General features: G+C 64.5%; 18 protein-coding genes, 1 tRNA gene and 1 pseudogene. 8 read left to right on the plus strand and 12 right to left on the minus strand.

Going from position 1 to position 17,823, the window contains the following annotated elements; genetic code table 11:
- Positions 1-54: 54 nt before the first annotated feature.
- From rsfS to proB, 4 genes are all read right to left on the minus strand, one after another.
- Entirely contained in the window at positions 55-411 is a 357-nt protein-coding gene (gene rsfS / locus ABIG06_RS13445) for a ribosome silencing factor (RefSeq protein ID WP_024338888.1), read from the minus strand.
- 226 nt (positions 412-637) lie between these two features.
- Complete coding sequence (locus tag ABIG06_RS13450; RefSeq protein WP_199752353.1) at positions 638-1,282, minus strand: nicotinate-nucleotide adenylyltransferase; 645 nt, start codon at positions 1,280-1,282, stop codon at positions 638-640.
- A gap of 23 nt (positions 1,283-1,305) precedes the next feature.
- Entirely contained in the window at positions 1,306-2,613 is a 1,308-nt protein-coding gene (locus tag ABIG06_RS13455) for a glutamate-5-semialdehyde dehydrogenase (protein WP_370137026.1), read from the minus strand.
- Positions 2,614-2,741: 128 nt separating this feature from the next.
- A complete protein-coding gene (gene proB, locus ABIG06_RS13460; protein WP_124163561.1) occupies positions 2,742-3,863 on the minus strand; it encodes a glutamate 5-kinase in 1,122 nt (373 codons plus the stop codon).
- 205 nt (positions 3,864-4,068) lie between these two features.
- On the opposite strand from proB, the gene ABIG06_RS13465 reads away from it, so the two are divergent.
- A complete protein-coding gene (locus ABIG06_RS13465) occupies positions 4,069-5,034 on the plus strand; it encodes a Bug family tripartite tricarboxylate transporter substrate binding protein (RefSeq protein ID WP_370137028.1) in 966 nt (321 codons plus the stop codon).
- 143 nt (positions 5,035-5,177) lie between these two features.
- Here ABIG06_RS13465 and ABIG06_RS13470 read toward each other — a convergent pair whose 3' ends face one another.
- From ABIG06_RS13470 to ABIG06_RS13480, 3 genes are all read right to left on the minus strand, one after another.
- On the minus strand, positions 5,178-6,812 hold the full coding sequence (locus tag ABIG06_RS13470; protein WP_370137030.1) for an alkaline phosphatase family protein: 1,635 nt from the start codon (positions 6,810-6,812) through the stop codon (positions 5,178-5,180).
- 235 nt (positions 6,813-7,047) lie between these two features.
- Positions 7,048-8,088, minus strand: coding sequence for a GTPase ObgE (gene obgE / locus ABIG06_RS13475; protein ID WP_194390835.1), 1,041 nt, complete (start codon positions 8,086-8,088; stop codon positions 7,048-7,050).
- Positions 8,089-8,172: 84 nt separating this feature from the next.
- Complete coding sequence (locus tag ABIG06_RS13480; protein ID WP_124163566.1) at positions 8,173-8,655, minus strand: MaoC family dehydratase; 483 nt, start codon at positions 8,653-8,655, stop codon at positions 8,173-8,175.
- A gap of 276 nt (positions 8,656-8,931) precedes the next feature.
- On the opposite strand from ABIG06_RS13480, the gene ABIG06_RS13485 reads away from it, so the two are divergent.
- Positions 8,932-9,846, plus strand: a complete 915-nt coding sequence (locus ABIG06_RS13485) for a DMT family transporter (protein ID WP_370137032.1) — start codon at positions 8,932-8,934, stop codon at positions 9,844-9,846.
- 202 nt (positions 9,847-10,048) lie between these two features.
- Here ABIG06_RS13485 and ABIG06_RS13490 read toward each other — a convergent pair whose 3' ends face one another.
- The 3 genes from ABIG06_RS13490 to rplU all read right to left on the minus strand — a co-directional run bounded on the left by ABIG06_RS13490 (position 10,049) and on the right by rplU (position 11,550).
- Positions 10,049-10,642 (minus strand): GNAT family N-acetyltransferase, encoded by a 594-nt coding sequence (locus ABIG06_RS13490; RefSeq protein ID WP_370137034.1) that lies wholly within the window; start codon positions 10,640-10,642, stop codon positions 10,049-10,051.
- Between the two features lie 149 nt (positions 10,643-10,791).
- The gene (gene rpmA, locus ABIG06_RS13495) at positions 10,792-11,061 is read right to left on the minus strand and encodes a 50S ribosomal protein L27 (protein WP_370137036.1); all 270 of its coding nucleotides are present in this window, start codon (positions 11,059-11,061) and stop codon (positions 10,792-10,794) included.
- A 102-nt stretch (positions 11,062-11,163) separates the two neighbouring features.
- Positions 11,164-11,550 carry a 50S ribosomal protein L21 gene (rplU, locus tag ABIG06_RS13500; RefSeq protein WP_124163569.1) on the minus strand — a complete coding sequence of 129 codons (387 nt, stop codon included), beginning with the start codon at positions 11,548-11,550 and terminating at the stop codon, positions 11,164-11,166.
- Between the two features lie 330 nt (positions 11,551-11,880).
- Here rplU and ABIG06_RS13505 point away from each other — a divergent pair, with 330 nt between their 5' ends.
- On the plus strand, positions 11,881-13,014 hold the full coding sequence (locus tag ABIG06_RS13505; protein ID WP_370137038.1) for an ROK family protein: 1,134 nt from the start codon (positions 11,881-11,883) through the stop codon (positions 13,012-13,014).
- A 299-nt stretch (positions 13,015-13,313) separates the two neighbouring features.
- On the opposite strand, the gene ABIG06_RS13510 is transcribed toward ABIG06_RS13505, so the two are convergent.
- Entirely contained in the window at positions 13,314-14,177 is an 864-nt protein-coding gene (locus ABIG06_RS13510; protein ID WP_124163571.1) for an alpha/beta fold hydrolase, read from the minus strand.
- 231 nt (positions 14,178-14,408) lie between these two features.
- Here ABIG06_RS13510 and ABIG06_RS13515 point away from each other — a divergent pair.
- The 3 genes and pseudogenes from ABIG06_RS13515 to ABIG06_RS13525 form a co-directional block, all read left to right on the plus strand.
- A tRNA-Ser gene (locus ABIG06_RS13515) sits at positions 14,409-14,498 on the plus strand.
- Between the two features lie 18 nt (positions 14,499-14,516).
- Entirely contained in the window at positions 14,517-14,741 is a 225-nt protein-coding gene (locus ABIG06_RS13520; protein WP_199752357.1) for a hypothetical protein, read from the plus strand.
- A gap of 18 nt (positions 14,742-14,759) precedes the next feature.
- Positions 14,760-15,002, plus strand: a pseudogene (locus ABIG06_RS13525) (nuclear transport factor 2 family protein); the annotation flags it as partial.
- A gap of 150 nt (positions 15,003-15,152) precedes the next feature.
- Here the strand turns inward: ABIG06_RS13525 and ABIG06_RS13530 are convergent.
- A complete protein-coding gene (locus ABIG06_RS13530) occupies positions 15,153-16,055 on the minus strand; it encodes a LysR family transcriptional regulator (RefSeq protein WP_124163572.1) in 903 nt (300 codons plus the stop codon).
- Positions 16,056-16,147: 92 nt separating this feature from the next.
- Between ABIG06_RS13530 and ABIG06_RS13535 the strand changes: the two genes are divergently transcribed.
- Both ABIG06_RS13535 and ABIG06_RS13540 read left to right on the plus strand, forming a co-directional pair.
- Positions 16,148-17,209: an aldo/keto reductase gene (locus ABIG06_RS13535; RefSeq protein WP_370137040.1), complete on the plus strand. Its 1,062-nt coding sequence runs from the start codon at positions 16,148-16,150 to the stop codon at positions 17,207-17,209.
- A gap of 69 nt (positions 17,210-17,278) precedes the next feature.
- On the plus strand, positions 17,279-17,794 hold the full coding sequence (locus ABIG06_RS13540; RefSeq protein ID WP_370137042.1) for a nuclear transport factor 2 family protein: 516 nt from the start codon (positions 17,279-17,281) through the stop codon (positions 17,792-17,794).
- Positions 17,795-17,823: the final 29 nt, after the last annotated feature.

Below are 17,823 nucleotides of genomic sequence, written 5' to 3' on the forward strand. Positions count from 1 at the left end.
CGCGCGCACGACGCTAGCATGCGCGTCAGCCGATTCGAAATCGGCTCGATGAGCCTAGATCGCCTTCGCCGCCCCTGGTCCCTGCGTGTACAATCTCTCGAGATTGTAGAACTCGCGGACCTCGGGTCTGAACACGTGCACGATCACATCGCCGGAATCGATCAGCACCCAGTCGCAATTGGGCAAGCCCTCGACATGGATGTTCTTGATGCCGTTTTCCTTGAGGCTCTTGGTGACGTTTTCCGCGATCGCGCCGACGTGCCGGTTCACCCGGCCGGTGGTCACGATCATGTAGTCGGAGTACGCCGATTTGCCGCGAAGGTCGATGGTGACCGTCTCTTCCGCCTTCATGTCCTCGAGGCGGGAGAGGATCAGGCTCAGCGTCTTGTCGGCGTCGGGTTGCGCCTTCAAGGCCGCAGCTTTGGTCGATGTTTTACGCGCAGGCTTGGCAACCTTGGGTAAAACAGACTTTGTCGAAGCTGACTTGGTCGAAGCTGATTTGGACAATACAGATGTGGTCAGGGACCATTCCTTTCACTGTATCGCGAACGCCGAATCCGACGCTCGCTGGCTACACTACATCATGTGGGGTTAAGGGTTTCAATATGCCAGAGAGCCTCCAGCCGCACAGTTCGTCTCACTTCGTACCTTTCCAGCTCCCGTCCGGGTTCCGCAGGCCCGTCGAGGAGAGGTTCAGCTTCAATCCGGTCAGGAAGACCCAGGCCGGCGCCGGCCGATCCGCGAGCAGCGCAGCCTTGTTCTCGGGTAGGCGGTAACGCGCTAGGGCCTTGGCGGCTGGCGAGGCGAGGGCGCGAAAACTCTGCGGCGGGCGATCGATGACGGCGATCGGCACCTGGCCGGCGATGCGCCGCCAGTCCTGCCAACGGTGGAATTGAGCGAGGTTGTCGGCGCCCATGATCCAGACAAAGCGCAGGCCGCGAAGGCGGCGGCGCAACGTGTTGATCGTGTCGATAGTGTAGCGCGTGCGAATGACGGATTCGAGACAGCTCACCTCGATCCTGGGATCGTTGGCGACGTCGCGCGCGGCCTGCATGCGCTCGCCGAGCTCATGCAGCGCGCCGTTCTCCTTCAGCGGGTTGCCGGGCGTGACCAGCCACCAGACGCGATCGAGCTGCAATCGCTTCAGCGCGAATTGACTGATCGCGCGATGGGCCTGATGCGGCGGATTGAAGGAGCCGCCGAGCAGGCCGACGCGCATGCCCGGTGTCGAGGGCGGGATCGCTTGCGCCACGAAACGCGGCACGACGAAATTGTTGCTCAATTGCCCGCGCCTCGCGACGTTACCTACGGCCGCGTCTGCCCGGTGCCGTGGACGCGATATTTGAAGCTCGTCAACTGCTCGGCGCCGACCGGGCCGCGGGCGTGGAACCGGCCGGTGGCAATTCCGATCTCGGCGCCGAAACCGAACTCGCCGCCATCGGCGAACTGCGTCGAGGCGTTGTGCAGCACGATTGCGGAATCGACCTCGCTCAGGAATTTCTTCGCGGCAGCCTCATCCGCGCTCACGATCGCGTCGGTGTGATGCGACCCGTGATTCTGGATGTGCGCGATCGCGCCGTCGACACCGTCGACCACCTTCGCCGCGATGATGGCGTCGAGATATTCGGTGTCCCAATCGTCCTCGCCGGCAGGCTTGACTCGTGCATCGGTCTTCTGCACGGCGTCGTCGCCGCGCACCTCGCAGCCGGCATCGAGCAGCATCTCGACCAGCGGCTTCAGGCTCGATGCAACAGCGGCGCGATCGACCAGCAGCGTCTCGGCCGCGCCGCAGACGCCGGTGCGCCGCATCTTGGCATTGAGCACGATCGACTTCGCCATTGCGAGGTCGGCGCTGCCGTCGACATAGACGTGGTTGACGCCTTCGAGATGCGCGAAGACCGGCACGCGCGCCTCCTGCTCGACACGTGCGACGAGGCTCTTGCCCCCGCGCGGCACGATCACGTCGATGGCGCCGTTCAGGCCTGAGAGCATCATGCCGACCGCGGCCCGGTCGCGCGTCGGGACCAGCGTGATCGCAGCTTCAGGCAGGCCCGCTTCGCGGAGGCCCTGCACCAGGCACTCATGGATGGCACGGCAGGATCGAAAGCTGTCGGAGCCGCCGCGCAGGATCACGGCATTGCCCGACTTCAGGCACAGCACGCCGGCATCGGCCGCGACGTTCGGGCGGCTCTCGAAGATCACGCCGACGACGCCGAGCGGCACGCGCACGCGCTCGATGGTCATGCCGTTCGGCCGCTGCCAGCTCTCGGTGACGACCCCGATGGGATCGGCGATGCCGCGCACGATACCGATACCCTCGGCCATGCCCTCGACCCGCGCCGGCGTCAGCGTCAGGCGGTCGATGAAGGACGAGGTGGCATTGCCGGAGGCCCGCGCCTCGGCGACGTCCTCGGCATTGGCGGCGAGAATCGCAGCGGCATTGCTGCGGATCGCCCGTTCCATGGCCTCCAGTGCGCGGTTCTTCTGCTCCGGCGGCGCCAGCGCCAGCACGCGCGCGGCAGCGCGGGCACGGGTCCCGAGATCGGACATCAGCGCCAAGAGATCGCTAGTCCGATCGGCATTGCCGTCGACGGCTTTGAGGGAGGCGGCCATTGGAGTTTCAACCTTCTGCTAAGGCAGTGTCCTAGCACGGAAATCCCGCTTTTGCGAAGGGCGGGCAGGGTATGGCAGGTCTCCCCGGTGGGTTGGCATTGGCTCACCCCGGCCATGACGGCAGGGGCCTACCCGCCCACCACCAGATCGTCCCGGTGGATCATCTCCGATCGCCCGCTGATGCCGAGGATCATCATCACATCGGGCGAGGAGCGGCCCTTGATCCGCTCGGCATCCTCGGCGTCGTAGGCGACGAGACCGCGGCCGATCTCGCTGGTGTCGGGCCCGCGCACGATCACGGCGTCGCCGCGGGCGAACTGGCCGTCGACCCGGATCACGCCGGCCGGCAGCAGGCTCGCGCCCGCACGAAGGGCGGCGACGGCGCCGGCATCGATGGTCAGCGTGCCCTTCGGCTCCAGCGAGCCCGCGATCCACCGCTTTCGCGAGGTGATGGGGTTGGCCGGCGTCAGGAACCAGGTGCAGCGGCCGCCATTGGCGATCGCCTGCAGCGGGTGCTCGATCTTGCCGGAGGCGATCAGCATGTGCGTGCCGCCCGTCGTGGCGATCTTGGCCGCCTCGACCTTGGTGCGCATGCCGCCGCGCGACAGCTCGGACTCGGCATCTCCCGCCACCGCCTCGATCTCCGAGGAGATGCTCTCGACCACCGGAATGAGCTTGGCGTTCGGGTTGTTCTTCGGCGGCGCGTCGTAGAGCCCGTCGATGTCGGACAGCAGCACCAGGAGGTCGGCGCTCGCCATGGTGGCGACGCGCGCGGCGAGGCGGTCATTGTCGCCGTAGCGGATCTCGTTGGTGGCCACCGTGTCGTTCTCGTTGATCACGGGGATCGCGCGCCATTCCAGCAGCTTGCCGATGGTGGAGCGGGCATTGAGATAGCGGCGGCGCTCCTCGGTATCCTGGAGCGTCACCAGGATCTGGCCGGCGCCGATGCCGTGCGCCCCCAGCACCTCGGACCAGATCCGCGCCAGCGCGATCTGGCCAACCGCGGCGGCAGCCTGGCTTTCCTCCAGCTTCAGTGGGCCGCGCGGCAGCTTGAGGCGGCTGCGGCCGAGTGCGATCGAGCCGGAGGAGACGACGAGGACGTCGCGCCCTTCGTTGTGCAGCTTGGCCATGTCGTCGGCGAGCGCGGCGAGCCAGGACGCCCGCACCTCGCCCTTGTCGGAATCAACCAGCAGCGCGGAGCCGACCTTGACGACGATACGGCGGAATTGACTGAGTTCGGGGCTGGCCATGTGTTTTACGTGCTGGCGCGTGTGACGAATTGCTCTGCATCGGAAGCGGCGGAGCGAAAGCGCGGCGCCGGTGAGGCCTGCTTTTGCAGCAGGACGATGGCCGGCGCAAGGCGGGCGAGATGGTAAACGGCCAGCGTCGGCCTTGTCCTGGACGCCGTTCCGGTTCTAATGCCGGCAACCAAGAACAGGGCTGGAGAGGAAACGTATGGACCGCCGCAAATTCGTGACCGGATGCCTCGGCCTGCCGCTACTGGCGCAAGCGGGTGGGGCGCAAGCGCAGGCCGGGCTGAGCAAGATCATCTTCCCCTTCGCGGCCGGAGCCGGCGGCGATACGCTGTGCCGCCTGATCGCGCAGGAGATGGCGCCGGTGCTGCAACGGACCATCGTGGTCGAGAACCGTACCGGCGGCGACGGCCTGATCGGCATCAAGGCGGTGAAAGGCGCAAGCTCCGACGGCAGCATGGTGCTGGTGACGACAGGGCCGACCATGTACCTGCTGCCGATGGTGGAGACGACACCGAGCTTCGACACGGCCAAGGACTTCATGCCGGTGTCGCTGCTGGCGCGGTTCGAATTCGCGGTCGTGATCGGTCCGGGAGTCGACGCCCCGGATTTCAAGAGTTTTGTCGCCTGGCTGAAGGCGCATCCCGACAAGGCGTCGTTTGGCGTGCCGAGCAACGGCACCATCCCTCATTTCACGGGCTCCAAGCTCGAGAAGGATCTCGGCATGTCCCTGACCCGCGTGCCCTATCGCGGCAGCGCGCCGATCCTCAACGACCTCGTCGGCGGCCACATTTCGTTCGGCATCGTGACATTGGCCGATGCGCTGCCGCAGCACCGCGCCAAAGGCGTGAAGATCATCGCGGTCGCGAGTGCCGAACGTTCGCCCTTCGCGCCCGACGTTCCGACGCTAAAGGAGAGCGGCATCGATCTCGTTGCGGATGCCTGGTACGGCATGTGGCTTCCCGCCGGTAGCCCGCCGGAGTTTGCGAGCAGGCTCGGCGCGGCCGCGAGTGCGGCGCTGGCAAAGCCCGACGTGAAAGAGAAGCTCACCGCGATCGGACTCATTCCGGTCGGCTCGACGCCCGAGGGGCTGACCAAGGAGCTCGCAGCCAACATCGCGCTGTGGCGGCCGATCGTGAAAGCGACCGGATACAAGATCGAGAATTGAGTCTCTCCTGCCGTCATTGCGAGGAGCGGAGCGACGAAGCAATCCAGAATCTCTCCGGAGAAAGAACTGGCTTGCTTCGTTGCGCTCGCAATGACGGCGTGGACGGTGTTCGATCGTATCGGCGTTCGAACGCGCGGAGCAGCTCACATCTTCGCGCGCTGTGCGATGCCGTCCTTAATGGACGCGAGCTCGTTCTCGTCCCAGATCCCGATCAAAATCCCGCCCTTCACCTGGAGCTGGTTGTCCGCATAGGCCGCGATCTTCTCACGCGGTGTCGTGATGTGGCCGTTCGGATGCAGGGCCCAGTCGAACAGCTCGGCCTGCAGCCGCGCGATGATGACGGCGCAATCGGGATCGTCGCCGCGATCCAAAAACTCTTCCGGATCGGTTTCGAGGTCGTACAGCATCGGGCGAAAGCCGGACGCGTGGATGTATTTCCAGCGGCCGTCGAACACCATGAACAGGCGGCAGCGTTCGATCGGCTGGTTCAGCTTCAGCCTGACGTCCTGCATCGCGTAGTCGTATTCGGAGAACGCGACCTTGCGCCAGTCCGCCGGCGTAGGCCCGCGCAGCAACGGCAGCAGGGATCGACCTTCGAGGATGTGGCCCGGCACCTTGCCGCCGAAATAATCGACGAAGGTCGGCGCGAGATCGATCGCCTCGACCAGCGCATCGCTGCGCGTGCCGCGTGTGGCGTCGGCCTCCTTCGAAGGGTCGATGATGATGAGCGGGATCTTCGCCGACTGCTCGTGGAACAGGTCCTTCTCGCCCATCCAGTGATCGCCGAGATAGTCGCCATGATCGGACGTGAAAACGATCATGGTCGTGTTCAGGAGGTCGCGTTCCTCCAGGAACTTCATCAGCACGCCCATCTGGTCGTCGATCTGGGTGATCAGGCCCATATAGGTCGGGATTACCTTCTCGCGGGCCTCATCGCGCGCCATGTTGCGGGAGTAGCGCATGTCCATATAGGCGCCGAACACCGGATGCGGATTCTGCCGCTCGCGCATCGAACGGATCGCCGGAATCATGTCGTCGGTCGAATACATGCTCGCATAGGGCTCCGGCGCGATATAGGGCCAGTGCGGCTTGATGTAGGACAGATGCAGGCACCACGGCCGGCCGTCGGTCTCGGCCTCGCTGATGAAATCCATCGCGCGCCGCGTCATATAGGGCGTCTCGGAATGCTCGTCCGGCAGGCGCGCAGCCTTGTCGGCATGCACCAGCAGCCAGCCGTTCTGCAAGGAGCCATCGTCGGCCGCGCCTGAATTGGCCCAGTGCTCCCAGGGGTTGGTCGCTTCAAAGCCCTGCTGGCGCAGATATTCGTCGTATTTCGGCCGCGGACGTCCGGTCGGATGCAGGCCGTCGTCGCGCTCATAGGGCTCGAAGCCGCATTCGGCGACGTGCACGCCGATGATCGATTCCGGCGGGATGCCGAGCGACTTCATGCCTTCGAGGTCGGGCGCCATGTGGGTCTTGCCGACCAGCACGTTGCGGACGCCGATCTTCTTGAGGTGATCGCCCAGCGTGGGCTCGCCGACGCGCAGCGGCCAGCCGTTCCAGTGCGAGCCGTGCGAGCGCATGTAGCGTCCGGTGTAGAACGACATCCGCGACGGCCCGCAGATCGGCGATTGTACATAGGCCTTGCTGAACAGCACGCCGCGCTTCGCCATGGCGTCGATGTTCGGTGTCTTCAGCGTGGGATGGCCGGTGCAGCCGAGATAATCATAGCGAAGCTGGTCGCACATGATCCAGAGAACGTTCTTCGCGCGCGCCATGCGTCATCCCTGTTTTTTTGATTTTGGATGCTGCGCTATCGCGCTGGCATTGACAAGCCAGTGATGCGCGTGCCTCCAGCCATACACGCCACTGTCGTCCCTGCGAAAGCAGGGACCCATAACCACATGGAGAGCTTTGGCGAAGACTCGTCGTTCGGTACGACAACCGTCCCCCAACCGATAGATCACGCGGTATGGGTCCCCGCTTTCGCGGGGACGACGGCGGAGTGGGAGTTCAGGCCGACCACGGCTCCGCCTCAGCCGCGCTCTTCGCCTTTGCGGAGACCGGACTCTCGCCGATCACCTCGGCAAGCGCGCGCAACGCTTCCTTGACACCTTGGCCGGTCGCGCCTGACAGCAGCAGCGGCGTCTTCTTGGCGGCGCGCTTCAGACGGTCCTTCTGCTTCTTGAGCTCGTCCGGCTCGACCGCGTCGATCTTGTTCAACGCGACGATCTCGATCTTGTCGGTGAGCTGTCCGCCATAGGCATCGAGCTCCTTGCGCACGGTCTTGTAGGCCTTGCCGGCGTGCTCGCAGGTTGCGTCGACGAGATGCAGCAGCACCCGGCAGCGTTCGACATGGCCGAGGAAGCGATCGCCGAGGCCCGCGCCTTCATGCGCGCCCTCGATCAGACCGGGAATATCCGCCAGCACGAACTCGCGGCCGTCGGCGTTCACGACGCCGAGCTGCGGATGCAGCGTGGTGAAGGGATAGTCGGCGATCTTCGGCTTCGCCGCGCTGACCTTGGAGAGGAAGGTCGACTTGCCGGCATTGGGCAGGCCGACGAGGCCGGCATCGGCGATCAGCTTCAGCCGCAGCCAGATCCAGCGCTCCTCGCCGGGCTGGCCGGGATTGGCGTTGCGCGGCGCGCGGTTGGTCGACGACTTGAAATGCGCGTTGCCGAAGCCGCCATTGCCGCCCTCGGCCAGCACGAACTTCTCGCCGACCTTGGTGAAGTCGTGGATCAGCGTCTCGCGATCCTCGTCGAAGATCTGGGTGCCGACCGGCACCTTGAGCACGATGTTCTTGCCGTTGGCGCCGTGGCGGTCCGAGCCCGAGCCGTTCTCACCCTTCTGGGCCTTGAAGTGCTGCTGGTAGCGGTAGTCGATCAGCGTGTTGAGGCCATCGGCGACCTCGATGATGACGTTGCCGCCGCGGCCGCCATTGCCGCCGGAGGGGCCACCGAATTCGATAAACTTCTCGCGGCGGAACGCCACGCAGCCGTTCCCGCCGTCACCGGAGCGGATATAGACCTTTGCTTCGTCGAGGAATTTCATGGGCCATAGGTAGGCCAGCCGGCCCCCTCCGGCAACCCGAATTGACCGAGTAGCGGCGGAATCTCCGCGATTCTGGAGCCGTGATTAGCCAGCCGGCCGGCGCCGGATCAGGAATTTCTGCGTGCCCTCGAGTACCAGCTCCTTGCGCTGGTTGAACACGGTGCTCCGAAGCGTCACCACGCCGGTGTTGCGCCCCGGCACCAGCTCGGCGACTTCCAGCGCCGGATAGATCGTGTCGTCGGCAAACACAGGTTTCAGGAATCGGCTCGATTGCTCGAGAAAGCCGACTAGGGAGTCCTCGACCATGAACGGAAACAGGCCAGCACCGGGCGCGGTGTGGATCAATGTCTGGAAACCGTGGGCGAGCAGATGCGGCATGCCGCGGCTGCGGCAATATTCGACGTCGTAGTGGACCGGATGGGTGTCGCCGCTCGCGGTCTGGAATGCGGCGAACACCGCCGAGGTCTGGGTTCGGCTCGGCAGCACGAAACGTTCACCGACGACGAAATCCTCAAACCAGCGTTGCGCGGGGATCATGCGATGCCGGGTGGGATCGAAGTCGGTCATGCGCTGCACCATCGGAACGGGAGAACGGACTTGGAGAATGATCCGTATCGCGCCGCGCGCAGTGCGACAATGCGTTCAATTGATCGAACGCGGACTTGTTTGGTGTCTTGTCGCCATTAAAAGGACCTTCCGACGCCCTATCGATCGCGCTGCTGCCCTGTCCTCCGTCATTGCGAGGCGCGCAGCGACGAAGCAATCCAGGCTGCCGCCGCGGTGACAGCCTGGATTGCTTCGCTTCGCTCGCAATGACGCGTTTCCCCGAAGCGAACCCTGTCGATGCCCCTGTTCAGAAACCTCTCAGCCTATGACGACCGCTCCGCGCGCCTGGCCGGCATCGCGCTGATGGTGCTGTCGATCTTCATGTTCTCGTTCGGCGACGCCATGGGCAAGTTCCTGGTCGGCACCTATTCGGTGGGACAGCTCTTGTTCCTGCGCGCCTGCGCGGCGCTGCTCCTGCTGTCGCCGATGATCTGGACGCAGCGTCATCAGTTCCTGCATCTGGAGCGGCCCGGCTTGCAGCTGATTCGCGTCGTGCTGTCGACGCTGGAGGTGGCAGCCTTCTTCCTCGCGACCGTTTATCTGCCGCTTGCCGACGTCATCACCTATTATCTCGCCGGTCCGATCTTCGTCACTGCGATGTCGGCGATCTTCTTAGGGGAGAAGGTCGGCTGGCGGCGCTGGACCGCCATCCTGATCGGCTTCTGCGGCGTCTTGATCGCGCTACGCCCCTCCGCGCAGACCGTCAGCCTGCCGGCGCTGATCGCGCTCGGCGGCAGCCTGTCGTTTGCGACGCTGATGCTGATCACGCGCAGCCTGCGCAAGACGCCCGACATCGTGATGGCGTCATCGCAATTCGTCGGCACGTTTTCGCTCGGCGCGGTGCTGTCGGCGTTCAACTGGGTGCCGCCGACACCAGGCAGCCTCGTGATCTTCGCGGCCGCCGGTCTGATTTCGGTGACGGCGCTGTTCTGCGTCAACCGTTCGCTCAAGCTCGCGCCGGCCAGCGTCGTGGTGCCCTACCAATATTCGATGATCGTCTGGGCCGTGATCTTCGGCTTCGTCGTGTTCGGTGACGTCCCGTCGATCGCAACCCTGGTCGGTGCCGCGATCATCATCGGCGCCGGGTTCTACATCTATCTGCGCGAGCGCGATCTGGGGCGGCAGAACGCGGAAGTGAACCCGCCGGCTTGAATGCAGCCGAACGATTCCGCTGTCGTCCCGGACAAGCGCAGCGAAGCGGAGCGCAGATCCGGGACCCATACCCACAGGAAGTGGTTTGACGAAGACTCGAAGTGGGAGCTCTGCCCCACACCGATGCCTGTGATTATGGGTCCCGGATCTGCGCTTACGCTTGTCCGGGACGACGAGCGGAGTTTATGGCTGCGTCCTCGCCCTACCTCATCCGACGCGCACTGCTCCAGCTCTTCAGCGATGCCCATACGCCGCGCGACAGGCGGAAGCAGTCGACGGGGGTCGAGGAGCCCAGCGCCAGGAAGCGGTGCAGCTGCACGCCGCTCCACTGGAAGCCGCACTTCTCCAGCACCTTGCGCGAGGCCGGGTTGGTGACGCGGGCGCCGGCGTACAGGTGCTCGTCCTCGAACTCCTCGAAGAAGAAGTCGATCGCAGCGCGCGCGGCCTCGGTGGCAAAACCCTGGCCCCAGTGATCGACGCCCAGCCAGTAGCCGAGCTCGGCATTGTCGGGTTTCGAGCAGTCGATCCCGACCATGCCGATCGGCCCGGTATCGTGCTCGATCAGGAACACGGTCTCGCTGCCGAGCCCGGCGGTGGCGCGGATGAACTCGACGGCGTCGTCCTGCGAATAGGGGTGCGGCAGGCGCCGCGTGTTCTCAGCGACACGGCGGTCATTGGCGAGCCGGGCGATGGTCCTGACGTCGGCGAGGGTGGGGCGCCGCAAAGTCAGCCGCTCGGTGGCGACGACGCTGGGTCTCGCCTCCTGCAAGGTCACGCTCGAGAAATCCTGCAACATGTCCGGCTCCGTGAAAGTCACTAATTCAAAGTGAGCAAGTCAAAGAAAAGGGGAGGCCGGTTTCCCGCCTCCCCTGGAGCCTTCGATCTCTCGATCTCTAGGACTCCGCCGGTTCAGTCGGGACCGGCGGACTCCATTTGATCCACCGTCTATTCAGCCGCCTCGGCGAGCGGGAGCACCGATACGAAGGTGCGGCCGTTGGCTTTGGCCTGGAACGCAACACGGCCCTCGATCTTGGCGAACAGAGTGTGGTCCGTGCCCATGCCGACATTAAGGCCCGGATGCCAGGTCGTGCCGCGCTGACGCGCAATGATGTTGCCGGGAGTGACGAGCTCCCCGCCGAACGCCTTGATACCGAGGCGCTTGCCCTTGGAATCGCGTCCGTTGCGCGATGAACCGCCTGCTTTTTTGTGAGCCATGGCTCGTCTCCGAAATCCTGCGTATGTCTAGGTCAATTCCTTGACGGAATCATTTCAAAACGTCTCACGCCTCAATTCGTGAATTGGCGTGATCGGTTCTATTTATTCGGCGGCTTCGGCTGCCGGCTCCTTGGCCACCTTCTCCCGCTTCGGGCGCGGGCCCTTGGTGGGCTTGGCGCCGTCCGTCAGGATCTCGCTGACGCGCAGCACGGTGATCTCGTCGCGGTAGCCGCGCTTGCGGCGCGAATTCTTGCGGCGGCGCTTCTTGAACGCGATGACCTTGGGGCCGCGCTTGTGGTCGAGCACCTCGACCGCGACGGACGCACCCGCGACCGTCGGAACGCCCAGCACCGGCGTGTCGCCGCCGACCACCAGAACTTCATTCAACTGCACGATCGAGCCGACTTCGCCTTCGATCTTGCCTACTTCCAGGACATCATCCGGCACGACGCGGTATTGCTTGCCGCCGGTTTTGATGACTGCGAACATCGTTTTTTTCCTTCGTGTTCAATCCCGGCCTCGCGACAGTTCGTCCGGGCCGGCTTTTTGTCAGTCGCTACGGGTTTATGCGTGTCTGCGCGGGCGGGAGTTATCCCTTTGAAAACCCGGGCAAAAACAAGCGGCGCGAGAAACGCCCCGCGCCGGCTGTGGGACTTATAGCCGCCGGCAGCGGAGAGTCAAGGAAAACCGCCAAAAAGGGCCCGGATTTGAAGGATTTGGCTGGGGCGCTGGCCTTCAGCCAAATCTTCTCCGGCTTTGCAACAAACCGGTTCCCCCGCCGTTAGTCCGGCCGGAACATTTAAGCGGGCAAGGGCTCTCATGGCAACGGACGAACTGGTCAAGACGACGACGGGCATCGCCCATCACGGCGCCGAGCGGCTGCCGTCGGTGGACATCGACAGCTTCAACATCGAGATGAAGGACGAGGACGGCTTCCTTGGCGACCGCGCCAGCAAGGGTGCGTTCCGCGACATCCTGGACCGCTGGCGCAAGCCGCTGCGCAAGACCGGCGAGGACCCGTTCGGCAAGGAGCCGTCGGAGAACATCAGCAAGAAGACGCTGGACGCGATCTTGGTCGGCGACGACACCGAGGCCTCCGCCGTGGTGCACAGCGCCATTGAGGACTTCGCCCAGGAGCTCGCTTACGTCACCCGGCGCTTCCTGAAGACAAAAGCCTGGGCCAAGACCGAGCGCATCGTGGTCGGCGGCGGTTTTCGCGATTCCCGGCTCGGCGAGCTCGCGATCGCGCGCACCGAGATCATCCTGAAATCCGAGGATTTCAAGATCGACCTGATGCCGATCCGCCATCACCCCGATGAAGCGGGCCTGATCGGCGCGCTGCATCTGGCGCCGTCCTGGATCTTCGAAGCCCATGACAGCATCCTCGCGGTCGACATCGGCGGCACCAACATCCGCTGCGGCCTCGTGGAAACCAGCTGGAAAAAGGCCAAAGATCTGTCGAAGGCCAAGGTGGTGCATTCCGAGCTGTGGCGTCATGCCGACGACGAGCCGACGCGCGAAGCCGCGGTGAAGCGGCTCACCAAGATGCTGAAGGGGCTGATCACGGAAGCCGAGAACGAAGGCTACAAGCTCGCGCCGTTCATCGGCATCGCCTGTCCCGGCGTGATCAACGCGGACGGTTCGATCGAGAAGGGCGCGCAGAATCTCCCCGGCAATTGGGAGAGCAGCAAGTTCAACCTGCCGGCGAGCCTCGTCGAGGCGATCCCCGTCATCGGCGAGCACGATACTGCGATCCTGATGCACAATGACGGCGTCGTTCAGGGCCTGTCGGAAGTGCCGTTCATGCAGGATGTCGAGCGCTGGGGCGTGCTCACCATCGGCACCGGGCTCGGCAATGCGCGCTTCACCAACCGCCGCAAGGAGAACGGCAACGGCAAAGACCGGGATTCTACGGAGAACGGGAAGAAAAAGGGCAAGACAGACAAGGAGTAACCTTGACCGGTTAGGTTAAGGGACGGATTGCGTTGCGTCATGCGGACTACACGCTACGGTCGAAATCGCCGCTTTCACTCGGCCAGCGAAGCCGCCCTTCCTGGCCAGTATTTCAATGAGCGGCACCGGGACCGCCAGTGTTTACCGCGTCTGGCGGTCCCACCCCGTTTTTTCCGAACACGCGATGACCCCCGAAGACGGTGCGTTCCCTCCTGCCTTGTGGGGGGAGGGCCAGGGAGGGGGTAGCCCAGCAACCGGTGCCGATGGTGTGCCCGCTCTGACAGGCCTCGCCCCGCACTTCAACTCCACCCCACACGCTCAAAGAACGCCGCGATCTCCGCGGCCGCGCGATCCGGATCCTCCCGGTGCGGGAAGTGGCCGACATCGGGAAACATCGCCAGATCGAGTTCGCTGAAGGTCTCGCCCAGCCGATCGGTCCACGCATACGGAAACAGCGGATCGTGCTCGGCCCAGCGCACGCATGTCGGCACATCGATCGGCGGCAGGCGCGGCGCCTCGCCCTTCATCATTGCGATCCGTCCCGCATGGGAGGCGCGATAATGTGCAAAGCCGCCGGCGAGATTGCCGTCTTTGAAGAAATTGTCGGCGAAGGCGTCGAGGACGTCGTCGAAGGCGTCTTTCCGGTGCGCCCAGCCTTGCAGGAAATGGCTGATATAGAGCCGGCAACTTTCGCGGCTCGCGCCGACCAGTTGCGGCGCCATCTCCATCTGGTGAAAGGACTGGTACCAGATGTGGTTGAGCCTGTCGGGGGCCGCCATCCGCGCCCCGATGCCGGGATAGACGAAATCGAAGAAGAACAGCCCGGCGAGCCGCTCGCCTGCCTTCCGGGCCAACGGCTGCATCACGGCGCCGCCGACATCGTGGCCGACCACTGCGAATCGGCCGATGCCGAGCCCGTCCATCAGCGCAAGCATGTCCGCCGCGTGGCCCTCCGGCCCGTAAGGCCCATCCGGCTTGTCGCTATCGCCGAAGCCGCGGAGATCGGGCGCTACAAGCGTGAAGCGGTCCGCAAGACGTGCCATCACCGGTTCCCAGGTCAGCCAGAATTCCGGCCAGCCATGCAGCAGGAGCAGCGGTTTGCCCCGACCGGCGCGGACCAGGTGGACATCGGCGCCATTGGCCGAGATTGTCAGATGCTCCATGGCGGTTCCTTTCGGGCAGACGCGTTTTCGAGCGAAGTGGCCACCGGTTCGCGACCGAGAAAACGCGTCAAAACGAGAATCCAGGGCTCCGTTGCGATTCATCAGCGGTGCCCCCGGGACAAGGGCTGAAAGAGGCTGCGGATTTTCCCCTTTCGCGCCTTGTCTGGCCCGCCGTCCTCGCCTATTAACGCCCCCAACCACAGGGGCAGCAACCCCTCCATGGCGCCTTCAGGAGAGGTGGCAGAGTGGTTGAATGCACCGCACTCGAAATGCGGCATAGGTGCAAGCCTATCGGGGGTTCGAATCCCTCCCTCTCCGCCATTTGTCGCCGATTGCGCGATGTTCTTGCGAAACAGCTACCCGATCGCTGCACCGTTGACCCGCATCAATGCGGATCAGTCATTGCCGCTTGAACTGATCGTTGTGACATTGGATCGTTTCTCCGAAGATCAGCACGGACTCTGGGCGCGAGTAGAGGCGCTCTGGAAAATGTCGGTTGCCCAAGATACGGCCTCCGTGGCCGATGCCCTCCACCCGAATTATGTTGGATGGGTAACAGGGTAGCCTCAGCCTCACAGTCGCGATGCCGCAATCGCGTCCGTAGGGCCTTCATCCCCGCGCGTTCTGACGTACAAGCTACAGCCGCTGAGCGTTGTCGTGTTCGACGGCAAGGTTGGCGTCGTTCATTACACCTATGTGGCTGAAGTCGAATCCAGCACGAACGCTTCAAAGACCGTTTCCGGACGCTGGAGTGAAATGTACCTCCGGAAGGATGGCCAATGGTCAATGATCTCTGTCAGCGGCGGGCCGGACGGCGAGCGATAGTCGGGATCAGGCAAGCCTCTCAGGCTACCGCCTCTCGTAGCTCCGCGCCCGAGCCGGTTTGCCGACGTCGCCACAGATGACCGAGAGCCATGGAGGGCTATGGCGTAGACGTACTTCTTCGTTTCGTCGTTCTCGGCCCGCCAGCAGTTTCTAACTCTTTCTGGCCGGCCGATAACGCACGTGATCGATGAGGCTGCGCAGCTTCGACGGAAGATTCCGCCGGTCCGGAAAATAGAGGAAGAAGCCTGGGAAGAACGGGCAGTACTCCTTCAGCACGGGCACCAGCTCACCTCGTGCGATATAGGGCCGAAACGTCTCCTCCATGCCGAACGTCAGGCCGCCGCCCGCGCAGGCGGTCCGCACCATGACCCACATGTCGTTCGTCGTGATCCGCGGCTCCACCGCGACGTCGAACTCGCGCCCTCCTTCCGCAAATTCCCAGCGGTAAGGCGCGACGTGCGGCGACGGCCGCCACCCGATGCAGCAATGCTGCGAAAGCTCGCGCGGGTGAGAGGGGATGCCGAACCGCTCCAGATAGGCCGGAGCTGCCACGACCAGCTGGCGCTGATCGCCTGAGACCGGCACCGCGATCATGTCCTGCTCGATGACTTCGCCGAGCCGGACGCCAGCATCAAAGCCCTCGGCCACGATGTCGAATTCCTCATCGGTCACGGTCACGTCGACCTGCACGCCGGGATTGGCGTGCGTGAATTCGGCCAGCAACGGGCCGCGAATGAATCGCTCCGCGATGGACGACACGGCAAGACGCAGCTGCCCCGTTGGCTGCGCGTCACGATCCCGCGCGCCATCGATCGCCTGCTCGACTTCGGCCACCGCCGGCGCCACGCGCTCGTGCAGGCGCATGCCTGCTTCGGTGAGACTGACGCTGCGGGTCGTTCGCTGCACGAGCGCCACGCCCAAGCGGTCCTCCATGCGCCGGATGGCCTGGCTGACGGCGGATCGCGTCACGCCGAGCCGGTCGGCGGCCCCACGGAAACTCTTGGCTTCCGCGACGGCGATGAAGACGGCAACGAGGTTCAGGTCGGCGATCATTGGTTAGATGATCTTACCACCTTGGTCATCATTGGCCAACTTGCCTCACCTTTCGCCAGGAACTACGTCTCCGCCATACGATGGAGGCACTGATGACGTCACTGGATCAATACCGCCTGTTGGGTCGCTCCGGCTTGCGCGTATCTCCCCTCGTGCTTGGCACGATGACCTTCGGGACCGAGTGGGGATGGGGAGCCGACGCCGGCGAAGCCCGTCGGATATTCGACCTGTATGTCGACCGCGGCGGCAATTTCATCGACACCTCGGTGAACTACACCAATGGCGCTTCCGAGCGCTTGGTTGGCCAGTTCGCGCGCGACAAGCGCGACCGCCTCGTGCTTGCGACCAAATTCACCATGGCCCGCGACCCCGGCAACCCGAATTCCGGCGGTAACCACCGGCTCAACATGGTTCGTTCGGTGGAGCAGAGCCTGAGGCAGCTCGACACCGATCGCATCGACCTGCTCTACCTCCACGCTTGGGATGCGACGACGCGGCCGGATGAGGTGATGCGCGGTCTGGACGATCTCGTGCGCAGCGGCAAGGTCCAGTATGTCGGCATTTGCAACACGCCGGCCTGGCGCATTTCACAGCTGCAGACGATCGCAGATCTGCGCGGCTGGTCGCCCTTCGTCGCCCTGCAGATCGAATATAATCTGGTCGAGCGAACGGTCGAACACGAGCTCATTCCGCTGGCGGCGAGCCTCGGCCTGGGCGTGCTGCCCTGGTCGCCGCTTGGCGGCGGCGTGCTCACCGGGAAGTACTCCCGGGCCGATCTCAGGGATTCCCAGGAGCGCGCCGTCGGAACGACGCGCGCCTCGATCATCGCGTCGTCCGGCCTTCTCAACGAGCGATCGCTGGATGCGGCCGAGACGGTGCGAGCCGTCGCCTGGGAGCTCGGCGCGACCTCCTCGCAGGTCGCCATCGCATGGACGCTGGCGAATCCCGCGGTCACCGCGCCGGTGATCGGGGCCCGGACCTTGGAGCAGGCCGAAGACAATCTTGGCGCGGTCGGGATCACGCTGTCACCTGAACAGATGGCGCGCCTCGACCAGGCGACCGCGCCCGATCCCATCTTTCCGCGCCGCTTCCTGCGCCGCCCGATGGTCGAGCAGCTGATCTTCGGCGGCGCCACCGTCGCGCGGCGCGGTTAGCTCGCAAAGCCGACCACGCGTGCATCACTTCGGGGCAGACGACATGTTGCACCAGAAAGGGAGACACCAATGGCAACCGTGCTCAATCGCGCACTCGCGGCGTGCGTCACTGCGGTCGTTTTCACCGCATCCAGCCTGACGACGGCCGCGCCTTGCGGACAGGCCAGCTCGACGCAGGACGACAACAAGCGGACCGTCACCGATGCGTTCGATCGCTGGGCGCAAGGAGGCACCACCTTCTTCACCGACCTGCTGCATGACGACGTGGTCTGGCGCATCAAGGGGTCCGGCCCGAGCGCCGGCGAATTCCGCGGCCGCGATGTGTTCGTGGATCGCGCCGTCCGCCCGTTCGCGAGCCGGTTGTCGACACCGGTCCGCCCGACAAGTGTGAGGATCTTCGCCGACGGCGACCACGTCATCGCGCATTGGGAAGGCAGCGGCGTGGCGCGCGACGGCAAGCCTTACGCGAACAGCTACGCCTGGATCATGCGCATGCAGGACGGCAAGGCCGCGGAGGTGACGGCCTATCTCGACCTCGCGCCCTATGACGACGTCCTGCGGCGTATTCCTTCGCCAGCTCGATAGCCCTGCTGCGAGGAGGGGGTTGAACCCAC

This window comes from Bradyrhizobium sp. USDA 326, from assembly GCF_049739485.1.
GTDB lineage: Bacteria > Pseudomonadota > Alphaproteobacteria > Rhizobiales > Xanthobacteraceae > Bradyrhizobium.

Bases quoted from the DNA above. Each gene is read 5' to 3' on its own strand.
- ABIG06_RS13455 (WP_370137026.1), bottom strand. From the start codon at position 2,613: ATGGCCGCCTCCCTCAAAGCCGTCGACGGCAATGCCGATCGGACTAGC.
- proB (WP_124163561.1), bottom strand. From the start codon at position 3,863: ATGGCCAGCCCCGAACTCAGTCAATTCCGCCGTATCGTCGTCAAGGTC.
- ABIG06_RS13465 (WP_370137028.1), top strand. From the start codon at position 4,069: ATGGACCGCCGCAAATTCGTGACCGGATGCCTCGGCCTGCCGCTACTG.
- ABIG06_RS13470 (WP_370137030.1), bottom strand. From the start codon at position 6,812: ATGGCGCGCGCGAAGAACGTTCTCTGGATCATGTGCGACCAGCTTCGC.
- obgE (WP_194390835.1), bottom strand. From the start codon at position 8,088: ATGAAATTCCTCGACGAAGCAAAGGTCTATATCCGCTCCGGTGACGGC.
- ABIG06_RS13480 (WP_124163566.1), bottom strand. From the start codon at position 8,655: ATGACCGACTTCGATCCCACCCGGCATCGCATGATCCCCGCGCAACGC.
- ABIG06_RS13485 (WP_370137032.1), top strand. From the start codon at position 8,932: ATGCCCCTGTTCAGAAACCTCTCAGCCTATGACGACCGCTCCGCGCGC.
- ABIG06_RS13490 (WP_370137034.1), bottom strand. From the start codon at position 10,642: ATGTTGCAGGATTTCTCGAGCGTGACCTTGCAGGAGGCGAGACCCAGC.
- rpmA (WP_370137036.1), bottom strand. From the start codon at position 11,061: ATGGCTCACAAAAAAGCAGGCGGTTCATCGCGCAACGGACGCGATTCC.
- rplU (WP_124163569.1), bottom strand. From the start codon at position 11,550: ATGTTCGCAGTCATCAAAACCGGCGGCAAGCAATACCGCGTCGTGCCG.
- ABIG06_RS13505 (WP_370137038.1), top strand. From the start codon at position 11,881: ATGGCAACGGACGAACTGGTCAAGACGACGACGGGCATCGCCCATCAC.
- ABIG06_RS13510 (WP_124163571.1), bottom strand. From the start codon at position 14,177: ATGGAGCATCTGACAATCTCGGCCAATGGCGCCGATGTCCACCTGGTC.
- ABIG06_RS13520 (WP_199752357.1), top strand. From the start codon at position 14,517: ATGTTCTTGCGAAACAGCTACCCGATCGCTGCACCGTTGACCCGCATC.
- ABIG06_RS13530 (WP_124163572.1), bottom strand. From the start codon at position 16,055: ATGATCGCCGACCTGAACCTCGTTGCCGTCTTCATCGCCGTCGCGGAA.
- ABIG06_RS13535 (WP_370137040.1), top strand. From the start codon at position 16,148: ATGACGTCACTGGATCAATACCGCCTGTTGGGTCGCTCCGGCTTGCGC.
- ABIG06_RS13540 (WP_370137042.1), top strand. From the start codon at position 17,279: ATGGCAACCGTGCTCAATCGCGCACTCGCGGCGTGCGTCACTGCGGTC.